This is a genomic window from Pseudomonas sp. Tav-5-1A, from assembly GCF_055755055.1.
In genome coordinates this window covers 4,294,682-4,313,333 of sequence record NZ_CM146901.1, presented here as the reverse complement: position 1 = coordinate 4,313,333, position 18,652 = coordinate 4,294,682, and the positions used below count along the sequence as shown (strand labels likewise).

Below are 18,652 nucleotides of genomic sequence, written 5' to 3'. Positions count from 1 at the left end.
CGGTACAGTAACAGTTTGTCTCTGGTTGAAGAAGAGTCCGCCGGGCTTACTCGGTGGCGGCCGGAGGTTGGGTAATGGCCTTGACCTTGGCTTCGATGTCCAGCCGCTCTTGCTGGCTGAGCACGCCGCGGTCCCACAGCTCCATGGCGGCGGACAGCACCCAGCCGTGGTAGAAGGCGCGGGACACGTCGCGAGTCTCGGCGGCCAGGGCTTCGAGGACGGCGTCGAGGTGGGCGAGTTTGCGGGCTTTGAGCGCTTCAGGGGTTTCGGTGGTCATGATGATGCCTTGCGTAAAAAGTTTCGCGTAGGAGCCGACCTTGGTCGCGATGGTAGCGCCGCGGTGTGTCAGGCACGGCCTCATCGCGCGCAAGCGCGGCTCCTACGGGGGTGTGGGGATATCAGCGGTCGCGGTAGACGACCAGGGTCTGGCCTGGTTTCAGCGCACGTGCGGTGTTGGGGTTCCAGCGCTTGAGGTGGTTGACCTCGACGTTGAAGCGCTGGGCCACCACGTACAGCGAGTCGCCCTTGCGAATCTTGTAGCGGGTGGCGACCTGGCCGCTCTTGCCACCCTTGCTGGTGCGTGCGCTGGCCACGGCGGTGGTCTTGCCACGGGCCTTGGTGGCAGGGCGGCTGTTGTCCTGCATCACCAGGGTCTGGCCGACCTTCAGGTGCATGCCCGACAGCTTGTTCCAGTGCTGCAGGTCTTTCACGTCAACCTTGTTGGCGCGGGCGATCAGGCCCAGGTTGTCACCGCGCTTGACCTTGTAGGTGCGGCGGCGCGCTGGCATGTCCACGCGAGCAACGTCTTCGACGAGCTTGCGCTTGGGCGCCAGGGTCAGCAGTTCCTCGGGGCCCATCTTGGCCAGGCTCTCGGTCAGCAGGTGGGCCTTGGCGGTCGGCACCAGCAGGTGCTGGGGGCCGTCCACGGTGACGCGCTGCTTGAGGGCCGGGTTGAGCTGGAACAGCTCGTCCTCATCGATGTTGGCCAGCGCCGCGACGCGGCCCAGATCCATCTGCTGGTTGACCTCCACCACCTCGAAATACGGCTGGTTGGCGATGGGGTTGAGGTTCACGCCGTAGGCCTCGGGGGACATCACCAGCTCCGACAGTGCCAACAGCTTGGGCACGTAGTCGCGGGTTTCCTGGGGCAGCGGCAGGTTCCAGTAGTCGGTGGGCAGGCCCAGCTTCTCGTTGCGCTCGATGGCACGGCTGACCGTGCCTTCGCCGGCGTTGTAGGCCGCCAGGGCCAGCAGCCAGTCGCCGTTGAACATGTCGTGCAGGCGGCTGAGGTAGTCCAGCGCGGCGGCGGTGGACGCGGTCACGTCGCGGCGGCCGTCGTAGAAACGGGTCTGGCGCAGGTTGAAGTAACGGCCGGTGGAAGGGATGAACTGCCACAACCCGCTGGCATCGCTGCGCGAATAGGCCATGGGGTTGTAGGCGCTTTCGATCACTGGCAGCAGGGCCAGCTCCAGCGGCATGTTGCGTTCTTCCAGGCGCTCGACGATGTAGTGCATGTACAGGCTGCCGCGGCCGCTGGCGTTTTCCAGGAAGGACGGGTTGCTGACGAACCACAGGCGTTGTTGCTCGACCCGCGGGTTCACCGCCACGCCATCCTGCAGCTGGAAGCCCTGGCGCATGCGTTCCCAGACGTCCTGGGGCGCTTGCTGGTGGGCCTGTTGGGCATCCGGGAAGATGGGTTTCTGCTTGATGCGTGCGTTCAGGCTGTGCAGCCTGACGCTCTCGGCATCCGGAACCTGGCCCGTGCTTTGGCAGCCCGCCAGAATCACCGGCAGGGTCAGCGCGATGGCCTGTGCCAACCGCGTCAATGCGTCTGAATTGAAGGGCTTTCGAGTGTTGGACGACATTGGCTGGGAAGGTGATCCGGGCAAAAATGTCGGGCGATTCTAGAAACTGCCCACCCCCGGGTCAACCTTTCAGAATTTTTGGACGCAAGCGCGAGGGCTTTAGAACTTATCTTTCCATGCCCTAAGCGCAGCAAAAACGGCCACGGGAGAAGGGTTTACGACGCCTGTCCGTTCGTCTGCTTTTTTTCTGACACCTGCTTCATTGACACGCAAAAACGGGTTGGTCTGCAATTCCAGGGCCATGCTTGATGGCAAGGTGATGCGATTTTGCTCGCGCAGGGCGGTAACGTCAGCGAAACGTTGGGCAAGCTGCGGGTTTTGCGGTTCCACCGCGCAGGCGAAGCGCAGGTTGCTCAAGGTGTATTCGTGGGTGCAGTACACCGCGGTGGCGGCGGGCAGGGCGGCCAGGCGCTGGAGCGAATCATGCATCTGTGCAGGCGTGCCCTCGAACAGGCGGCCGCAACCGCCGGCGAACAGGGTGTCGCCGCAGAACAGCAGCGGCGTCTCTGCCTGGGCGTGGTAATAGGCGATGTGGCCCAGGGTGTGGCCAGGTACGGCCATCACGTCGAAGCCCAGGCCCAGCACATCGATGCGGGCGCCGTCGTCCAGGGCCACGTCGCGGGCCGGAATGGTTTCATTCGCGGGGCCGTACACCGTGGCGCCGGTGGCCTGCTTGAGCTCGGCCACGCCGCCCACGTGGTCGTGGTGGTGGTGGGTGACCAGGATGTCGCTCAACTGCCAGCCCGGGTGGGCGGCCAGCCAGGCCAGCACCGGCGCGGCGTCGCCCGGGTCGACCACGGCGCAGCGCTTGCTTGCAGTGTCTTGTAACAACCACAGGTAGTTATCGGTGAAGGCTGGCAGTGCGTCGATCTGTATCATGGCGCGATTCGCTAAGCGTTGAATAATGGTGCATCTTAGAACCTGTTGGGGCTATTGGTGAACCTCTTCGATGGGAGAAGGCAATGACCGATAAAGCGTTTGCGCAGGCCGACCCGGAGTGGCTGGAGTTGATCGGCCAGGCCAGGGACTGGTTCGAGGGCCCGTTGGGCCAGTTCCTGCTTACTGAAGAGCAGGCGTTGCTGGAAGAAGAGCTGGGCCGTTTCTTCGGCGGCTACCTGGTGCATTACGGCCCCAGCGCCCAGCTGCCACCCCAGGCCCCGCAGGTGCAGCGCAACGTACGCCTGGGGGCGCCGCTGCCGGGGGTGGAGATTGTCTGCGAGGAGCAGGCCTGGCCGTTGAGCGAGCACGCCGCCGACGTGGTGGTGCTGCAGCACGGCCTGGATTTCAGCCTGTCGCCACACGGCCTGCTGCGCGAGGCGGCCAGCGCCGTGCGCCCCGGCGGGCACCTGATCATCGTCGGCATCAACCCCTGGAGCGCCTGGGGCCTGCGCCGTGCCTTCGCCCATGATGCCCTGCGCAAGGCGCGCTGCTTTTCCGCCTCGCGGGTGGGCGACTGGCTCAACCTGCTGGGCTTTGCGCTGGAGAAACGCCGGTTCGGGTGCTATCGTCCGCCGCTTGCGTCCCCCGCCTGGCAGGCACGCCTGGCCGGCTGGGAGCGCCGCGCCGGCCACTGGCAAAGTGCCGGTGGCGGCTTCTATATATTGGTCGCGCGCAAACTGGTGGTGGGCCTGCGCCCGCTGCGCCAGGTGCGTCGCGAACCCATGGGCAAGTTGATTCCGTTGCCGATGGCCAAGGTCAATCGACGCAACAGCGAACCCTGACATCGACGGATAGGTAGTAATGAGCGATAGCGTTGAAATCTTCACCGACGGCGCCTGCAAGGGCAACCCGGGCGTCGGTGGCTGGGGCGCCCTGCTGGTATGCAAGGGCGTGGAAAAGGAACTGTGGGGCGGCGAGGCGGCCACCACCAACAACCGCATGGAGCTGATGGCGGCCATCCGCGGCCTGGAAGAACTCAAGCGCCCCTGCGAGGTGCTGCTGGTGACCGACTCCGAGTATGTGATGAAGGGCATCAACGAGTGGATGGTCAACTGGAAGAAGCGCGGCTGGAAGACCGCCGCCAAGCAGCCGGTGAAGAACGCCGACCTGTGGCAGATGCTGGATGAGCAGGTGGGGCGCCACACCGTGACCTGGAAATGGGTACGCGGCCATACGGGCCACCATGGCAACGAGCGTGCCGACCAGCTGGCGAACCGTGGGGTGGATGAGGTTCGCGCGCTCAAGCGCTGACGTGTAGCAGTTGTGGGAGCTGGCTTGCCAGCGAGTTTTCAGGGCGTCAAAAGCTCGCTGGCAAGCCAGCTCCCACAGAATGTGGCCGCGGCTACATCAATTGCGGGCCTTCAGCGCCCGCTCCATCCGTGCAATCCCTTCCTCCAGCAGCGCCCGCGGGCAACCGAAGTTCAAGCGCACGAACTGCCCACCCACCGCGTCATCGAAATCGGTGCCTGGGCTCAGCCCCACCTTGGCTTCCTTGAGGAAGAAGGCATGCGGGTCGTTCAGCCCCAGCGCCGTGCAGTCCAGCCACGCCAGGTAGGTGCCCTGGGGCAGCGTCATGGTCACGCCCGGCAGCCGGGTGGCCACGGCGTTGGCCAGGTAATCCCGGTTGGCCTGCAGGTAGGCGGTCACCTCGGCCAGCCATGCGCCGCCATGGGTGAAGGCCGCCTCGGTGGCCACCAGGCCCAGGGTGCTGACGCTGTCGACCATGCCCAGGCGTGCGTTGTTGAAGCGGTGGCGCAGTGACGGGTTCTTGATCACTGCAAAGGCGTTCTTCATGCCGGCGATGTTGAACGCCTTGGTGGCCGACATCAGGGTGATGGTGCGCTGGGCGATGTCATCGTTCAGGCTGGCGATGGGGATGTGCTTGCGCCCGTCGAACAGGATCTGCGCGTGGATCTCGTCGCTGATCAGCAGGGTGTCGTGGGCCACGCAGGCGTCGGCGATGGCCTGCAGTTCAGCGCGTTCGAACACCTTGCCCAGCGGGTTGTGCGGGTTGCTGAGGATCATCGCCCCGGCCTGGCCCAGGGCCTGGTCCAGCGCCTTCAGGTCAGTGGGGTACAGGCCGTTGGCGTCCACGTGGAACGGCAGGTCGATGCGCGGCTGGTTCCAGTGCCCGGCGGCGTTCAGCAGCGGCCGGTAGTTGGGCGTCTGCACCACCACCCCGGCGCCGGGCGCCAGCAGGCCATTGAGCGCCATGTTCACGCCGCCTTCCACGCCGGGCAGGAACACCAGCTCCTCGGGCGCCACCTGCCAGTCGAACAGCTCGCGCAGAGCCTTGACCAGGGTGCCGCGCAGGCTCTCCTGGGCCACGCTGTAGCCCAGCATCGGGTGCATCAGGCGCTCCTGCAGGGCCTGGACAATGCCCGGCGCCACGGCGAAGTCCATGTCGGCCACCCACATGGGCAGCACGTCGGCGGGGAAGCGGCTCCACTTGGTGCTGCCGGTGTTGTGGCGGTCGTGGACGGTGTCCAGGTTGAATGTGTTGGCCACGCGGGTCTCCATGGGTTGGGCGGGCGAGGGCGATAATATGCGGTATTTTTGGCGGTGCTGCACTTGTGGAGACGGCCACCGGCCTCGGACGCCGCCTGGCGGCCTGCTACCGGGAGGGGTTATGGTGTTGGAAGGTTTTACCGTTGGCGTCCAGCGGGCGAAAGTAACCTTTGATATGCGACGGGTCCCGTACGCAGATCTGCACATGGGATTTTTCGTTAAACCCACTGCCGGGGTACAGCGAACTGCCCTCCTGGAAAGGGGATCTCACGGTGTGGTAGCTGGAAAGTGCCTCGTTTTCACGCCATGCGTGAAGCGTCTCGAATACCGCGCAATCCAGGTGGCGCTTGATCGCGTCGATATCACTTGAATAGCCTGCCACGTTGCGGGGCAGCATCATTGGGTCTTCGACCGAGGCCGCCAATATCTCGTAGGCGCCCCGAAGTTCAAACAATGCGCCTTCGTCACTGAGGTTAAGGCACAGGCCTGGGTCGATGATTGCGCCAATCACGAAGGGGTCATTGATGGTGCCCTTGGTTTGTTTGGTCAACTGCCTCAGCATTTGCGCGTAGCTCAACGCACGGTGCGGGCTGTTTTCCCAAAAGTAGACACCGGCACCGAGCCAGTCCCAATCATTTTCGCTGGAGCGAAGATGATCGCCTGCCAGCACCGCTTCGCCGACCGCCCGGTCGCAGCCGTGGAAACCGAGTACGAAGGAAGGCAGTAACTGATACATCTAGCGATATTCGGGCGTCAGTTCGCCGGTCTTGTCGAAAACCCCGGTTTTTTCGCGGAAGGCCTTGGCTTCGATGCGGTCGGTGCGCAGGCGCAGGGCGAAAGCTCGCATTCGCTCTCCCGCTTCAAAGTGGGAGAGTGCCGGTTGGCCGGCTTTGGTGGCGGTTTCAGGCATTGAAAGTGTCCTAGGGGCGAAGTCGGGCCATTCTATGCGCTTGCCAGGGTGCCTGCCTGGGCAAACTGTAACCGCGAGTGATCAGCCAGGAGAGTGTCTGTGGGTGCTTTGCTCGACACGGGCCAACGCTTACACAGATGGACCTGACAGTACAGGTTTATGGCATCGCCATTGTGCGGATCCTGCACAAGGCAATGGACGCACCGCGACACCTCTAACAGCCCCCACTTATGCTAAAGTGCGCGGCTGTCCCCGCTGTTGAAATGACGAGAGTGTTGCACCCATGGCGACGAGATACGTAGTCCTCGATACCGAAACCACCGGCATGCCGGTCACCGATGGTCACCGGATCATCGAAATCGGTTGTGTCGAAGTCATCGGCCGGCGCCTGACCGGGCGCAATTTCCACGTCTATTTGCAGCCGGACCGCTCAAGCGACGAAGGCGCGATCGGCGTGCACGGCATCACCGACCAGTTCCTGATCGGCAAGCCACGCTTTGCCGAGGTGGCCGAGGAGTTCTTCGAGTTCATCAAGGGCGCCGAGCTGATCATCCACAACGCGGCGTTCGACGTTGGTTTCATCAACAACGAATTCGCCTTGATGGGCCAGCAGGACCGGGCCGACGTCACCACTTATTGCACGGTGCTCGACACCCTGGCCATGGCCCGTGAGCGCCACCCCGGCCAGCGCAACAGCCTCGACGCCCTGTGCAAGCGCTATGGCGTGGACAACTCCGGCCGTGAGCTGCACGGCGCGTTGCTCGACTCCGAGATTCTGGCGGACGTCTACCTGGCCATGACCGGTGGCCAGACCAGCCTGTCGCTGGCCGGCAACTCCAGCGACGGCGCCGGCGATGGCTCGGGCAACCAGGGCAGCGAAATTCGCCGCCTGCCCGCCGACCGCCGCCACGCCCCGGTGATTCGCGCCAGCGAGGCCGAACTGGCCGAGCACGAGGCGCGCCTGGCGATCATCGCCAAGTCGGCCGGCGCCCCGGCGCTGTGGAGCCAGCTGCTGGAAGCGGAACAGGGCGCACCCGCCTGATAGCGCTTTGCCCCTGAATTATCCAGGGGCGACCTTTTATTACACCCGCACCGTCTTGCCTGACACGCAGGCCGCCAACCTTCTACCCTGAGACCATGGGCCGCCCTTTTGCGGCCGTCTCGGGGCTGCCTGCGATGTACAAAGACCTGAAGTTTCCCGTGCTGATCGTGCACCGCGACGTCAAGGCCGACACCGTGGCCGGCGCGCGGGTGCGGGGCATTGCCCAGGAGCTGGAGCAGGAAGGCTTCAGCATCCTGCTGGCCACCGACGACGCCGAAGCGCGGCTGGTGGCCGCCACCCACCATGGTCTGGCCTGCATGCTGATTGCCGCCGAGGGCGCGGGCGAGCACACCCACCTGCTGAAGAACATGGTGACGTTGATTCGTCTGGCGCGGGTGCGCGCGCCAAACCTGCCGATCTTCGCCCTGGGCGAGCAGGTGACGCTGGAGAATGCCTCGGCCGATGCCTTGAGCGAACTCAACCAGCTGCGCGGCATCCTTTACCTGTTCGAAGACACGGTGCCGTTCCTGGCCCGTCAGGTGGCCCGCGCTGCGCGCAATTACCTGGACGGCCTGCTGCCACCGTTCTTCAAGGCGCTGGTGCAGCACACCGCGCAATCCAACTATTCCTGGCATACCCCCGGCCACGGCGGTGGCGTGGCCTACCGCAAGAGCCCGGTGGGCCAGGCGTTCCACCAGTTCTTCGGGGAGAACACCCTGCGCTCGGACCTGTCGGTGTCGGTGCCCGAGCTGGGCTCGCTGCTCGACCACACCGGGCCGCTGGCCGAGGCCGAGGCGCGGGCCGCGCGTAACTTCGGCGCCGACCACACCTTTTTCGTCATCAATGGCACCTCCACCGCCAACAAGATCGTCTGGCACGCCACCGTCGCCCGCGGCGACCTGGTGCTGGTGGACCGCAACTGCCACAAGTCGGTGCTGCACGCCATCATCATGACCGGCGCCATCCCGTTGTACCTGACGCCGGAGCGCAACGAGCTGGGCATCATCGGCCCCATCCCCCTGGGCGAGTTCAGCCCGGCGTCGATCCAAGCCAAGATCCAGGCCAACCCGCTCACGCGCGGGCGGCCGCCCAAGGTCAAGCTGGCGGTGGTCACCAACTCCACCTACGACGGCCTGTGCTACAACGCCGAGCTGATCAAGCGCACCCTGGGCAGCAGCGTCGAGGTGCTGCATTTCGACGAGGCCTGGTACGCCTATGCCGCCTTCCATGAGTTCTTCGCCGGCCGCTACGGCATGGGCACCACCCGCAACGACGACAGCCCGCTGGTGTTCAGCACCCACTCCACCCACAAGCTGATGGCCGCGTTCAGCCAGGCATCGATGATCCACGTGCAGGACGGCGGCCTGCGCCAACTGGATCGCGACCGCTTCAACGAAGCCTTCATGATGCACATCTCCACCTCGCCGCAGTACAGCATCATCGCCTCGCTGGACGTGGCCTCGGCGATGATGGAAGGCCCGGCCGGGCGCTCGCTGCTGCAGGAAATGTTCGACGAGGCCTTGAGCTTCAGGCGTGCCCTGGCCAACCTGCGGCAGTCGTTCGGCGCCGATGACTGGTGGTTCAGCATCTGGCAGCCGCCGGGAGTGGAGGGCGCGGAGCAGGTCAGCACCGGCGACTGGCTGCTGGCGCCCGAGGCCGACTGGCACGGCTTCGGCGAGGTGGCCGAGGACTACGTGCTGCTCGACCCCATCAAGGTGACCCTGGTGATGCCGGGGCTGACCGCCTCGGGTGCCTTGAGCGAGCACGGCATACCGGCGGCGGTGGTCAGCAAGTTCCTCTGGGAGCGCGGCCTGGTGGTGGAGAAGACCGGGCTGTATTCGTTCCTGGTGCTCTTTTCCATGGGCATCACCAAGGGCAAATGGAGCACGCTGCTCACCGAGCTCCTGGAGTTCAAGCGCAGCTACGACGCCAACATTGAGCTGATGCAGTGCCTGCCCTGCGTGGCGCGCCTGGACCCGGTGCGCTACCAGGGCATGGGCCTGCGCGACCTGTGCGACCAGCTGCACGGCTGTTACCGCAGCAACGCCACCGCCAAGCACCTCAAGCGCATGTACACCGCCTTGCCCGAAGTGGCCATGAGCCCGGCCGACGCCTACGACGCGCTGGTGCGCGGTGAAGTGGAAGCGGTACCCATAGACGAGTTGCCGGGGCGCATCGCAGCGGTCATGCTGGTGCCTTACCCGCCGGGCATTCCGTTGATCATGCCGGGGGAGCGCTTCAGCGATTCCACGCGCTCGGTGATCGACTACCTGGCCTTCGCCCGCGCGTTCGACCAGGGCTTCCCCGGCTTTGTCGCCGACGTGCACGGCTTGCAACACGAATACGGCCCTTACACGGTCGACTGCATCAAGGAGACCGAGAAGTCATGAGTACGGTCAACCCGGCCATTGCCGTGCGCCTGGCGGATGACGCCTTCGCGCCTTATGTGCTGGACAGCGAATACGCCTTTGAGGTACGCGGCTATGCGTGCCCGCAGATCGGCAAGCCCGTGGCCCAGTGGCCAGTGCAGGCGGTGGCGCCGTACCAGAAGTGCTACGGCATCGACCCGGACGAATTCCGCAGCTACCGCGACAAGGACGACAGCGCGATTTTCGTCGCCTGGCTGGACGGCCGCCCGGTGGGCCACGTGGTGGTGAGCACCAATTGGAACGGCCTGGCCCACGTCGACGAACTGGCGGTGCACGCCCCGGCCCGCCGCCACGGCGTGGCCCGCGCCTTGCTGGGGGTGACGCAGTGGTGGGCGCGCAAGAAGCGCCTGCCGGGAATCATGCTGGAAACCCAGAACAACAACCTGGCGGCGTGCCGCTTGTATGAAGGCTTCGGCTTCGAACTGGGCGGCATCGACCACCTGCGCTACCGCGGCATCGACCCGCAGACCAGCGAGGTGGCGATGTTCTGGTATTTGATGTTTTAGCCCTTGGACGCGGCCTGCGGCCGCTGCTACGAGGACTGCCGTCCCGTAGCAGCGGCCGCAGGCCGCGTCATGGGTTCAACATCCCCTGGGCCTTTTGCTCGACGATTTCCAACAGCGCCTTCAACGCCGCACTCGGCTCGCTGCCCTTGAGCGTCAGCGCGTACAAGGTCACCGGCACCGCCGGCGAGATCGGGCACACGTCCAGCCCGGCCTCGCGCGCACCTGCCGCAGTGAACGGGTCCACCACCGCCAGGCCTTCGCCGGCCTCGACCATGCTGCGCATCATCGAGTAGTTCTGCACCCGGGTCTGCACCTTGGGCGCCGGGCGCAACGCTTCCAGTTTGGCGTCGAGCCTGAGGCTGAGCGGGTCCTGGCCTTCGAGGCCGATCATGGCCTGGCCGGCCAGCTCCTGGATGCCGATGTACTTGTGCTTGGGCGACAGCCAGCCGTGAGGCGCCAGCAGTTGCAGCTTGCCCTCCAGCAGCGCCGTGCAGTCGATGTCGGGATGGTGCGGCGGGTGCAGGCTCAGGCCCAGTTCGCCTTCGCGCAGCAGCAGGCTGCGGACGATGCTGGCGGTGGGCTGGCTGAGCAGTTGGCAGGGCGTGTCCTGGAAGCGCCGGCGCAGGGCGGCCAGGCTCTGCGGCAGCAGGCGGTGGGCCAGGGCTTCGGTGCAGATTACCCGCAGGGGTGTTTCCTGGTGCAGGCGCAGGTCGGCGGCCTGACGGCGCAGCTGTTCCAGCGGCGCGTCCAGCAGGTCGAGGGTGGCGGCCAGCGCCAGGGCCTCAGCAGTGGGCTGGAAACGCCCGCGCACGCGCGCGAACAGCAACAGGCCGCTCTGGGTCTCGGCGTCCTGCAGCGTGGCGTTGAGGGTGTCCTGGGGAAGTTGCAGCAACTCGGCGGCAGCGCTGAGGCTGCCGCCGTGCATGAGCGCCTGAATCACTTCAATGTGGCGTAGTCGCATGAGTGCAATCCGTGCCCGGTGAGGGGAGCCGGCCGGCTCGATGGGGCATTATGCCGGGCGTTGCGCGACCACTGCCAGCGACGCGGGAAGGGCTCACGGGATACGGATGATCTCGACGCCGCTCTGGACCAGTTCGAAACGGTCATCACCCAGGTGGTTGACGCGGTCGCCAATGGCCAGACGATAAGTGGTTCTAGGGGCCGAGCCGCTGCTGCCGTCCGCCTCCAAGGTGGCTTCCTGGAATTCATGCACCGGGTAGATCCGACCTTCGGCATCCCGCGCATGAAACTGTCCAACGAGTACTGCAGCCATTGAATTACAACCTCTGAATATATCCACGTGTGAAACTTGCGCCCTGTAGACCACTGTTTTACCTGGGAAGTTTTACCGTTGATGAAAAAAAACCGGCTTCCGGAACGTCGCGAGGCAAACCACGCCAGGCTCATCTATACCTACACCTCCTTTTGCCGGAAATGTTGGAGCAGTCATGAGCAAGGTGTACTCCGTCGCCGTCCTGGTCGGCAGCTTGAGAAAAGCATCCCTCAACCGCAAGGTCGCCCAGGCCTTGATCGCCCTGGCACCACCGAGCCTGTCATTGAAGATCATCGAAATTGGCGACTTGCCGCTTTATAACGAAGACATCGATGGTACACCACCGGCGGCCTATACGGCCTTTCGCAATGCCCTCGGTTCGTCGGATGCCGTGTTGTTCGTCACCCCCGAATACAACCGTTCGGTGCCGGCGCCGTTGAAAAATGCCATTGACGTAGGTTCAAGGCCGTATGGCAAGAGTTCCTGGGCAGGCAAGCCGGGTGCGGTGATCAGCGTGTCGCCGGGGGCGATTGGCGGCTTTGGCGCCAACCATCACCTGCGCCAGTCCCTGGTATTCCTGGATGTGCCGTGCATGCAGCAACCCGAGGCGTACGTGGGCAATGCGGGGGCGTTGTTCGATGACAGCGGGGCGCTGGCGGAGAAGAGCAAGCCGTTCCTGCAGGGCTTCATCGATGCGTATGCGAAGTGGGTGGAGCGGTATCACGCCTGACCTGTAGCCGCTGCCGCCAGGCTGCGCCGGCCCTGGACCACACTGAAGACGCTCCAGCGTACGTCAGGGCCAGCGCAGCCTGGCGGCAGCGGCTACAAGGCGTGCAGGATTACGCGCTTTGCGGCATCTCGCCGGCGGCGAGGCGGCGGTTGATGTCGGCGATCACTTGCGGCAACTCGTTGATGGTGTCGATCAGGTAGTGCGGGCGCGAGCCTTCGAACAGCGCGTGGATGCGCTTGCGCTCGCTGTCCAGCTTCTCAGGAGCCAGCGCCTTGTAGCCTTCGTAGGTCAGGCCCAGGGCGTTGCCCGAGCACACCAGCGCCACGGTCCACATGCCGGCGCGACGGCCTTCGAGGATGCCCGGCACGGTGTCGTCGACCTTGACGCAGGCGGCGACGTCGTCGATGCCCAGGGCAATGACGTTGGCCAGGGCCTGGGACGGCCATGGGCGGCCATTGGGGACTTCGTCGGTGGCCACCACGTGGTCGGCGACGTAGCCGTTCTGCTTGGCCAGTTCGACCACCTTCGCCATCACCACGGCCGGGTAGCCGGAGCACGAGCCGATCTTCAGGCCGTCGTTGCGCAGCGCGGTGATGGTGTCCAGCGCGCCGGGGATCAGCGCCGAGTGAGTGGCGATCTTTTCGATCTGCAGCGGCATGAAGCGGTTGTAGATGGCGGTCACGTCGTCGTCGGTCGGGGCGCGGCCGAACACCTTGGCGTAGCGCTCGCTGATGGCCGGTACGTTGCACAGGGTGCGGATGTGGTCCCACTTGCCCATGCCCATGGGGCCGCGGGCTTCCTCGATGGACACTTGCACGTCGAACTCGCCGAAGGCCTCGACGAAGATCTGGGTAGGGGCGAACGAGCCGAAGTCGACCACGGTGCCGGCCCAGTCGAGTATCACGGCCTGGGTTTTGCTGGGGTTGCTGTAGTTCATGGGTACGTCCTGATCAATACTTCAAATAGAGGGAGAGAGGTCAGATATCCAGCACTTCCATTTCGCGCAGCACCTGGGCCACGGCGTCCACGGCGGCCTGCATGCCGCTGCGGTCCACGCAGCCGATGCAGCCGACGCGGAAGGTTTCGACCTGGGTCAGCTTGCCCGGGTAGAGGATGAAACCCTTGGCCTTGACGCGCTCGTAGAACTCCTTGAACTGGTAACGCGAGTCTTGCGGGGCGTGGAAGGTGACGATGATCGGCGCCTGGATGGCCGCCGGCAGGAAGCTGCGCAGGCCAATGGCGGCCATGCCGTCCAGCAGCGCCTGGCAGTTGTCGGCGTAGCGGGCGTGGCGCGCGGCCAGGCCGCCTTCTTCGTTGTATTGCAGCAGGGCTTCGTGCAACGCCGCGACCACGTGGGTGGGCGGGGTGAAGCGCCATTGGCCGGTCTTGGCCATGTACTGATACTGGTCGTGCAGGTCCATGGCCAGCGAGTGGCAGTTGCCCTCGGCCTGGGCCAGCGCGGCCTTGTTGGCGAACACGAAGCCCATGCCCGGCACGCCTTCCAGGCACTTGCCGGAGGCGGCGATCAGGGCGTCGAACGGCACCTGGGCGGCGTCGATCGGCAGTGCGCCGAAGCTGCTCATGGCGTCGATGATCAGGCGTTTGCCGTGGCCGGCCACGACTTGGGCAATCTCTGGCAGCGGGTTGAGGATGCCGGTGCTGGTCTCGCAGTGGATCAGCGCCACGTGGCTGATGCTGGGGTCTTCGCCCAGCAGGCGGTCGACGTCGGCGGCGGTGGTGGGCTCGTCCTCGGCGGTCTCGAAGGTGCTGAAGGCGCGGCCCAGCACCTTGCAGATCCTGGCCAGGCGTTGGCCGTAGGCGCCGTTGATCAGCACCAGTACCTTGCCGTCGCGCGGTACCAGGGTGCCGATGGCGGCTTCCACGGCGAAGGTGCCGCTGCCTTGCAGGGGCACGCAGTGGTGGCTGGCGGCGCCGTTGATGATGCTCAGCAGTTGTTCGCAGACACTGGCGGTGAGCTGGTTGAAGCTGGCATCCCAGGAGCCCCAATCCATCATCATTGCCTGACGGGTGCGGGCCGAAGTGGTCAGTGGACCAGGGGTAAGCAGGATCGGGGCAGTGGTGCTCATGGTGTTCCTCGCAAGCGGTGGGCTGAACTTACGGCGCCTAAGTTGCAATTCCATGAAGCATCAATCAAATTGTTTGTTGTTATCCCAACTATAAGTCAGGCCGATTCATGAACCTTTTCCAGCTGCGCGCCTTCGACGCCGTGGCCCGCGAGGGCAGCTTCACCCGCGCCGCCGAGCGCCTGTTCATCAGCCAGCCGGCGGTCACCGGGCACATCAAGGCGCTGGAGGAGCACTACCAGCTGACGCTGTTGCGGCGCACCGCCCGACGAGTGGAACTGACCGAGGAGGGCACCAAGCTGGCAGCCATCACCCGCGCCATGTTCAGCCTCGCCGAGGAGGCCCAGGCGATGTTGGAGGCCAACCGCCAGTTGCTCACCGGGCGCCTGGAAGTGGCTGCCGATGGCCCGCACCGGGTGATGCCGATGCTGGCCAGCCTGCGCGAGCGGTACCCCGGCATCACCGTCAACCTGCGCCTGGGCAACGCCCAGGAAACCCTGGCGGCGCTGACCGCCGAGCACGCCGACGTGGCGGTGATGACCGAGGTGGAGCCGCGCAAGGGCCTGCACCTGCAGGCGTTGAGCCCGTCGCAGATCTGCGCGCTGGTGCCGGCGGGGCATGAGTGGGCCGGGCAGGCCATCGACCTGGCGCAGCTGCACGAGCAGATCATGGTGCTGCGCGAGCCCCATTCCATCACCCGCCGCACCTTTGACCAGGCGTGCGCCGGGGTTGGGGTGGCGCCGCGGGTGCTGCTGGAGCTGGACAGCCGCGAGGCAGTGACCGAGGCGGTGGCGGCGCAGCTGGGGGTTGGCATTGTCTCGTCGGTGGAGGTCAGCCACGACCCGCGGGTGGTGGCGGTGCCGGTGCGCGGCGAGGGGCTGGTCAACCGGCACATGATCGGCTGCCTGGAACGCCGGCGCGAGCTGCGGCTGATTCGCGCCTTCCTCGACCTGGCCCCACCCCCGTAGCAGGTGTGGGAGCTGGCTTGCCAGCGAGCTTCAGGGCCTCAACAGCTCGCTGGCAAGCCAGCTCCCACAGGGGGTTACAGGCTCTCGCGCATGATGTCCAGGAAGGTCGCCACCACTCGGCGGTTGCTTTGCTCCTTCAGGCACACCAGGTTTTCGGTCAGGCGCCGTGTGCAGTCCAGGATCGGCAGCACGCACACCCGCGAGTCGGCGCCAAACTCGGCGGCCGACACCACACCCACGCCAATCCCCGCCACCACCGCTTCGCGCGCCGCCTCCCGGCCTTCCACCTGGATGGCCGCGCGCACCCGCAGGCCGCGGCCGTGCATCTCCGCCTCCAGGGTCTGGCGGGTGACCGAGCGGGTTTCGCGCAGCACCATCGGCGTGTCGTCGAGGTCGGCGAGGTGAATGGCCTGGCGCCCGGCCCAGGGATGGCTGTGGGCCACGAACGCCACCATGGGCGCATCGCGCAGGGGTATGACCAACAGGCGCTCGTCGTCCACGTCGCGGCCCAGCAGTGCCAGGTCGGCCTGGTAGCTGAACAGGCGGGTGAGGGCGTCGTCGGTGTTGCCGGTCTCCACCTTGACGTTGATGCCGGGGTAGCGCTGGCAGAACCGTGCGATCTGCGGCAGCACGTGCACCGGCGCGTCCACCGCCAGCACCAGGCTGCCGGTCTGCAGCGCCTGGGAGGCCTGCAGCAGCTCCTGGGCCTCGTTCTCGCAGGCGAACAGGCGCTGGGTAACGCCCAGCAGGCGCTCGCCCAGGTCGGTGAGGCGCACCGAGCGCTTGTTGCGGTGAAACAGCAGCACGCCAAAGCGCTCCTCCAGCTTGCGCACCTGGTCGGAGATGGCCGGCTGGGTCAGGAACAGCCGTTCGGCGGCCCGGGTGAAGCTGCCGTGGACCGCCACGGCATGGAACGCCTTGAGTTGTGCGTTGGAGACGGCCATGGTGTGCACCTTAGAAGCTGGGCTTATGTGTGAAATACGATAAATCGATTTCCCTTATGGTTAAGGAATTGTTTCCATCATGTCCAGCCCGATTGTCCGACGCAGAAATCGCAACGGGCCGGGGGCGCCCACGCGCCTCCTCTGACCAGGTGCGGGCCCGCCCCTGAAGTGCGCAACACAATAAGAACGAAGGCAATTTTTCTTCAATTCTGCCGGCACACTCATCCCCGAGGTCAGACTCACATGACTCAGCACATCGCAACCATCAAGCGTTGGCGTATGCAGATCTTCGCCATCACCTGGTTGGCCTACGCCGCTTTCTACTTCACCCGCAAGGCCTTCTCGGTGGCCAAGCTCGGCATCGCCGACGACCCTACCTTTCACCTCGACAAGATGGCCATGGCCAACCTCGACGGTATCTACCTGGCGGCCTACGCCGTAGGCCAGTTCACCTGGGGTATGCTCGCCGACCGCTTCGGGCCGCGGGTGGTGGTGCTCGGCGGCCTGTTGATTTCTGCCGCCGCGGCCCTGGTGATGGGCACCTGGGCGACCTTCCCGGTGTTCGCCAGCTGCATGCTGGTGCAGGGCCTGGCGCAGTCCACCGGCTGGTCGGGGCTGTGCAAGAACATCGGCAGCTTCTTCCCGGCCCGCGAGCGCGGCCAGGTGCTGGGCTGGTGGAGCTCGTGCTACGCCTTCGGCGGCCTGGTGGCTTCGCCGTTCGCCGGCTGGTGGGCCTACGACGTGTTCGGCAACTGGGAGGCGGCGTTCATCAGCTGCGCCGTGGTGGTCGCCGGCGTCGCGCTGCTGTTCTTCATCTTCCAGCGCAACAAGCCCGAGGACGTCGGCCTGCCGGCGGTGGAACCGGAGCCCGAGCGCCAGGCCGCTGCCCACGTCAGCAGCGTCTGGGCGCCGTTGCGCGAGGTGCTGCGCAACCGCACCGTGCTGGTCCTGGGCCTTGCGTATTTCATGCTCAAGCCGGCGCGCTACGCGATTCTGCTGTGGGGCCCGGTGATCGTCTTCGAGCAGATGCCGTCGGTGGGCAAGGTCGGCGCCGCCATCGTGCCCACCGCCTTCGAGCTGGCCGGGCTGCTGGGGCCGATCATGATCGGCCTGGCCTCGGACAAGCTGTTCGGCGCGCGGCGCATGCCGGCCTGCGTGCTCAGCCTGCTGGCGCTGACCGTGACCCTGGCGCTGTTCATGGGCGCCATGCACACCGGCAGCGTGCTGCTGGTGGTGAGCCTGCTGTTCGTGATGGGCCTGACCCTGTACGGCCCCGACTCGATGATCAGCGGCGCCGCCGCCATCGACTTCGGCACCGCCAAGGCCGGCGCCACCGCTGCCGGTTTCGTCAACGGCTGCGGCTCGGTGGGCGCGGTGCTGGGCGGGTTGTTGCCCGGCTATTTCGACACGGTGACGGTGTTCATCGTCTTTGCCGGCTGCGCGCTGTTCGCCGCCGCGGTGCTGGTGCCGCACTGGAACAGCCGCCCGGCGGCGCTCAGCCAGGAGCCCCTGGCCAGCGCGCCGACGCCGCTGGCGGCCAAGGCCCTGCGCACCTGAAGCTTCAAGCGCGGTGACGTTGCCCGGTCAGGTCTCGGCAGACTGACCGGGATTTTTTGTCGATTGCCGGTTTAAGGGCGTATAAACTGGCGCCATGCGCTGATCGATACCGGTATCGGCGCCAGAGAAAGAGAGTTGAAATGGGCGCACAGTGGAAAGCTAAACACAGAGAAGCAGCAGCCAACGCCAAGGGGCGTATCTTCGGCAAGCTGTCCAAGGAAATTTCGATTGCCGCGCGGGCCGGTACCGACCCCGACACCAACGCGCGCCTGCGCCTGGTCATCGAGCAGGCGAAGAAAGCCTCCATGACCCGCGAGACCCTGGAACGTGCCATCAAGAAAGGCGCGGGCATCGGTGGCGAAGCGGTCAACTACACCCTGGTCAAATACGAAGGCTTCGCCCCGCACCAGGTGCCGGTGATCGTCGAGTGCCTGACCGACAACGTCAACCGCACCGTCTCGCAGATCCGCGTGCTGTTCCGCAAGGGCACCCTGGGCGCCGAAGGTTCGGTGTCGTGGGACTTCAACCACGTGGGCATGATCGAAGCCACCCCGGCCAGCGCCGACGCTGACCCGGAAATGGCCGCCATCGAAGCCGGCGCGCAGGATTTCGAAGCGGGCGAGGAAGAGGGTTCGACCCTGTTCGTCACCGACTTCGCCGACCTGGACGCCGTGTGCAAGGCCCTGCCGGAGCAAGGCTTCAACGTGGTCTCGGCGAAAATCGGCTACATGCCGAAGAACCCGGTGTCGGGCCTGAGCGACGAGCACATGGCCGAAGTCGAGGCGTTCCTGGAAGCCATCGACGAGAACGACGACGTGCAGAACGTGTACGTAGGCCTGGCCGGCTAAACCCTGTAGCAGCTGCCGCAGGCCGCGTCCTGGCCCGCGCATCAGGGGC

20 protein-coding genes are annotated in these 18,652 nt (G+C 65.6%); 9 read left to right on the top strand and 11 right to left on the bottom strand.

Annotated elements, in window-relative coordinates; translation table 11 throughout:
- Window positions 1-46 precede the first annotated feature (46 nt).
- The 3 genes from AC0J42_RS19590 to gloB form a co-directional block, all read right to left on the bottom strand.
- On the bottom strand, window positions 47-277 hold the full coding sequence (locus tag AC0J42_RS19590; protein ID WP_416425316.1) for a hypothetical protein: 231 nt from the start codon (window positions 275-277) through the stop codon (window positions 47-49).
- A 121-nt stretch (window positions 278-398) separates the two neighbouring features.
- Window positions 399-1,865, bottom strand: coding sequence for a transglycosylase SLT domain-containing protein (locus AC0J42_RS19585; protein ID WP_416425315.1), 1,467 nt, complete (start codon window positions 1,863-1,865; stop codon window positions 399-401).
- Window positions 1,866-1,964: 99 nt separating this feature from the next.
- Window positions 1,965-2,744: a hydroxyacylglutathione hydrolase gene (gloB, locus tag AC0J42_RS19580; RefSeq protein ID WP_473003206.1), complete on the bottom strand. Its 780-nt coding sequence runs from the start codon at window positions 2,742-2,744 to the stop codon at window positions 1,965-1,967.
- Between the two features lie 83 nt (window positions 2,745-2,827).
- On the opposite strand from gloB, the gene AC0J42_RS19575 reads away from it, so the two are divergent.
- Window positions 2,828-3,586 carry a class I SAM-dependent methyltransferase gene (locus tag AC0J42_RS19575; RefSeq protein ID WP_416425313.1) on the top strand — a complete coding sequence of 253 codons (759 nt, stop codon included), beginning with the start codon at window positions 2,828-2,830 and terminating at the stop codon, window positions 3,584-3,586.
- Between the two features lie 19 nt (window positions 3,587-3,605).
- On the top strand, window positions 3,606-4,055 hold the full coding sequence (rnhA, locus tag AC0J42_RS19570; RefSeq protein WP_416425312.1) for a ribonuclease HI: 450 nt from the start codon (window positions 3,606-3,608) through the stop codon (window positions 4,053-4,055).
- A 96-nt stretch (window positions 4,056-4,151) separates the two neighbouring features.
- On the opposite strand, the gene AC0J42_RS19565 is transcribed toward rnhA, so the two are convergent.
- From AC0J42_RS19565 to AC0J42_RS19555, 3 genes are all read right to left on the bottom strand, one after another.
- The gene (locus tag AC0J42_RS19565; RefSeq protein ID WP_416425311.1) at window positions 4,152-5,324 is read right to left on the bottom strand and encodes a MalY/PatB family protein; all 1,173 of its coding nucleotides are present in this window, start codon (window positions 5,322-5,324) and stop codon (window positions 4,152-4,154) included.
- A gap of 94 nt (window positions 5,325-5,418) precedes the next feature.
- Window positions 5,419-6,048, bottom strand: a complete 630-nt coding sequence (locus AC0J42_RS19560; protein ID WP_473003203.1) for a hypothetical protein — start codon at window positions 6,046-6,048, stop codon at window positions 5,419-5,421.
- Complete coding sequence (locus tag AC0J42_RS19555) at window positions 6,049-6,222, bottom strand: hypothetical protein (protein WP_473003201.1); 174 nt, start codon at window positions 6,220-6,222, stop codon at window positions 6,049-6,051.
- Between the two features lie 283 nt (window positions 6,223-6,505).
- On the opposite strand from AC0J42_RS19555, the gene dnaQ reads away from it, so the two are divergent.
- The 3 genes from dnaQ (at window position 6,506) to AC0J42_RS19540 (ending at window position 10,199) form a co-directional block, all read left to right on the top strand.
- The gene (gene dnaQ / locus AC0J42_RS19550) at window positions 6,506-7,264 is read left to right on the top strand and encodes a DNA polymerase III subunit epsilon (RefSeq protein WP_416425308.1); all 759 of its coding nucleotides are present in this window, start codon (window positions 6,506-6,508) and stop codon (window positions 7,262-7,264) included.
- Between the two features lie 134 nt (window positions 7,265-7,398).
- Window positions 7,399-9,654 (top strand): Orn/Lys/Arg family decarboxylase, encoded by a 2,256-nt coding sequence (locus AC0J42_RS19545; RefSeq protein ID WP_473003198.1) that lies wholly within the window; start codon window positions 7,399-7,401, stop codon window positions 9,652-9,654.
- Window positions 9,651-10,199, top strand: a complete 549-nt coding sequence (locus AC0J42_RS19540; RefSeq protein WP_416425306.1) for a GNAT family N-acetyltransferase — start codon at window positions 9,651-9,653, stop codon at window positions 10,197-10,199. Before AC0J42_RS19545 ends, AC0J42_RS19540 begins: the two co-directional genes overlap by 4 nt.
- Before the next feature lie 67 nt (window positions 10,200-10,266).
- Here the strand turns inward: AC0J42_RS19540 and AC0J42_RS19535 are convergent, their stop codons facing one another.
- Both AC0J42_RS19535 and AC0J42_RS19530 read right to left on the bottom strand, forming a co-directional pair.
- The gene (locus AC0J42_RS19535) at window positions 10,267-11,160 is read right to left on the bottom strand and encodes a LysR family transcriptional regulator (protein WP_473003196.1); all 894 of its coding nucleotides are present in this window, start codon (window positions 11,158-11,160) and stop codon (window positions 10,267-10,269) included.
- A gap of 93 nt (window positions 11,161-11,253) precedes the next feature.
- Window positions 11,254-11,472, bottom strand: coding sequence for a hypothetical protein (locus tag AC0J42_RS19530; protein ID WP_416425304.1), 219 nt, complete (start codon window positions 11,470-11,472; stop codon window positions 11,254-11,256).
- Between the two features lie 175 nt (window positions 11,473-11,647).
- Here AC0J42_RS19530 and AC0J42_RS19525 point away from each other — a divergent pair, with 175 nt between their 5' ends.
- Window positions 11,648-12,202: an NADPH-dependent FMN reductase gene (locus AC0J42_RS19525; RefSeq protein WP_473003194.1), complete on the top strand. Its 555-nt coding sequence runs from the start codon at window positions 11,648-11,650 to the stop codon at window positions 12,200-12,202.
- A 109-nt stretch (window positions 12,203-12,311) separates the two neighbouring features.
- Here the strand turns inward: AC0J42_RS19525 and phnX are convergent, their stop codons facing one another.
- Both phnX and AC0J42_RS19515 read right to left on the bottom strand, forming a co-directional pair.
- On the bottom strand, window positions 12,312-13,139 hold the full coding sequence (gene phnX / locus AC0J42_RS19520; RefSeq protein WP_473003192.1) for a phosphonoacetaldehyde hydrolase: 828 nt from the start codon (window positions 13,137-13,139) through the stop codon (window positions 12,312-12,314).
- A gap of 40 nt (window positions 13,140-13,179) precedes the next feature.
- A complete protein-coding gene (locus AC0J42_RS19515) occupies window positions 13,180-14,289 on the bottom strand; it encodes a 2-aminoethylphosphonate--pyruvate transaminase (RefSeq protein WP_473003190.1) in 1,110 nt (369 codons plus the stop codon).
- A 107-nt stretch (window positions 14,290-14,396) separates the two neighbouring features.
- Here AC0J42_RS19515 and AC0J42_RS19510 point away from each other — a divergent pair, with 107 nt between their 5' ends.
- On the top strand, window positions 14,397-15,254 hold the full coding sequence (locus tag AC0J42_RS19510) for a LysR substrate-binding domain-containing protein (RefSeq protein ID WP_473003188.1): 858 nt from the start codon (window positions 14,397-14,399) through the stop codon (window positions 15,252-15,254).
- A gap of 74 nt (window positions 15,255-15,328) precedes the next feature.
- Here the strand turns inward: AC0J42_RS19510 and AC0J42_RS19505 are convergent, their stop codons facing one another.
- Window positions 15,329-16,198: a LysR substrate-binding domain-containing protein gene (locus AC0J42_RS19505; protein WP_416425299.1), complete on the bottom strand. Its 870-nt coding sequence runs from the start codon at window positions 16,196-16,198 to the stop codon at window positions 15,329-15,331.
- Between the two features lie 243 nt (window positions 16,199-16,441).
- Here AC0J42_RS19505 and AC0J42_RS19500 point away from each other — a divergent pair, with 243 nt between their 5' ends.
- Together AC0J42_RS19500 and AC0J42_RS19495 are read left to right on the top strand one after the other, a co-directional pair.
- On the top strand, window positions 16,442-17,755 hold the full coding sequence (locus AC0J42_RS19500) for an MFS transporter (protein WP_416425298.1): 1,314 nt from the start codon (window positions 16,442-16,444) through the stop codon (window positions 17,753-17,755).
- Between the two features lie 140 nt (window positions 17,756-17,895).
- The gene (locus AC0J42_RS19495; protein ID WP_027978204.1) at window positions 17,896-18,603 is read left to right on the top strand and encodes a YebC/PmpR family DNA-binding transcriptional regulator; all 708 of its coding nucleotides are present in this window, start codon (window positions 17,896-17,898) and stop codon (window positions 18,601-18,603) included.
- Window positions 18,604-18,652: the final 49 nt, after the last annotated feature.

Coding starts and splice junctions, on each gene's coding strand:
- rnhA (WP_416425312.1), top strand. CDS start 3,606: ATGAGCGATAGCGTTGAAATCTTCACCGACGGCGCCTGCAAGGGCAAC.
- AC0J42_RS19535 (WP_473003196.1), bottom strand. CDS start 11,160: ATGCGACTACGCCACATTGAAGTGATTCAGGCGCTCATGCACGGCGGC.
- AC0J42_RS19515 (WP_473003190.1), bottom strand. CDS start 14,289: ATGAGCACCACTGCCCCGATCCTGCTTACCCCTGGTCCACTGACCACT.
- AC0J42_RS19560 (WP_473003203.1), bottom strand. CDS start 6,048: ATGTATCAGTTACTGCCTTCCTTCGTACTCGGTTTCCACGGCTGCGAC.
- AC0J42_RS19585 (WP_416425315.1), bottom strand. CDS start 1,865: ATGTCGTCCAACACTCGAAAGCCCTTCAATTCAGACGCATTGACGCGG.
- AC0J42_RS19565 (WP_416425311.1), bottom strand. CDS start 5,324: ATGGAGACCCGCGTGGCCAACACATTCAACCTGGACACCGTCCACGAC.
- AC0J42_RS19500 (WP_416425298.1), top strand. CDS start 16,442: ATGACTCAGCACATCGCAACCATCAAGCGTTGGCGTATGCAGATCTTC.
- AC0J42_RS19510 (WP_473003188.1), top strand. CDS start 14,397: ATGAACCTTTTCCAGCTGCGCGCCTTCGACGCCGTGGCCCGCGAGGGC.
- phnX (WP_473003192.1), bottom strand. CDS start 13,139: ATGAACTACAGCAACCCCAGCAAAACCCAGGCCGTGATACTCGACTGG.
- AC0J42_RS19545 (WP_473003198.1), top strand. CDS start 7,399: ATGTACAAAGACCTGAAGTTTCCCGTGCTGATCGTGCACCGCGACGTC.
- AC0J42_RS19505 (WP_416425299.1), bottom strand. CDS start 16,198: ATGGCCGTCTCCAACGCACAACTCAAGGCGTTCCATGCCGTGGCGGTC.
- AC0J42_RS19555 (WP_473003201.1), bottom strand. CDS start 6,222: ATGCCTGAAACCGCCACCAAAGCCGGCCAACCGGCACTCTCCCACTTT.
- AC0J42_RS19530 (WP_416425304.1), bottom strand. CDS start 11,472: ATGGCTGCAGTACTCGTTGGACAGTTTCATGCGCGGGATGCCGAAGGT.
- AC0J42_RS19525 (WP_473003194.1), top strand. CDS start 11,648: ATGAGCAAGGTGTACTCCGTCGCCGTCCTGGTCGGCAGCTTGAGAAAA.
- AC0J42_RS19575 (WP_416425313.1), top strand. CDS start 2,828: ATGACCGATAAAGCGTTTGCGCAGGCCGACCCGGAGTGGCTGGAGTTG.
- AC0J42_RS19495 (WP_027978204.1), top strand. CDS start 17,896: ATGGGCGCACAGTGGAAAGCTAAACACAGAGAAGCAGCAGCCAACGCC.
- AC0J42_RS19590 (WP_416425316.1), bottom strand. CDS start 277: ATGACCACCGAAACCCCTGAAGCGCTCAAAGCCCGCAAACTCGCCCAC.
- dnaQ (WP_416425308.1), top strand. CDS start 6,506: ATGGCGACGAGATACGTAGTCCTCGATACCGAAACCACCGGCATGCCG.
- gloB (WP_473003206.1), bottom strand. CDS start 2,744: ATGATACAGATCGACGCACTGCCAGCCTTCACCGATAACTACCTGTGG.
- AC0J42_RS19540 (WP_416425306.1), top strand. CDS start 9,651: ATGAGTACGGTCAACCCGGCCATTGCCGTGCGCCTGGCGGATGACGCC.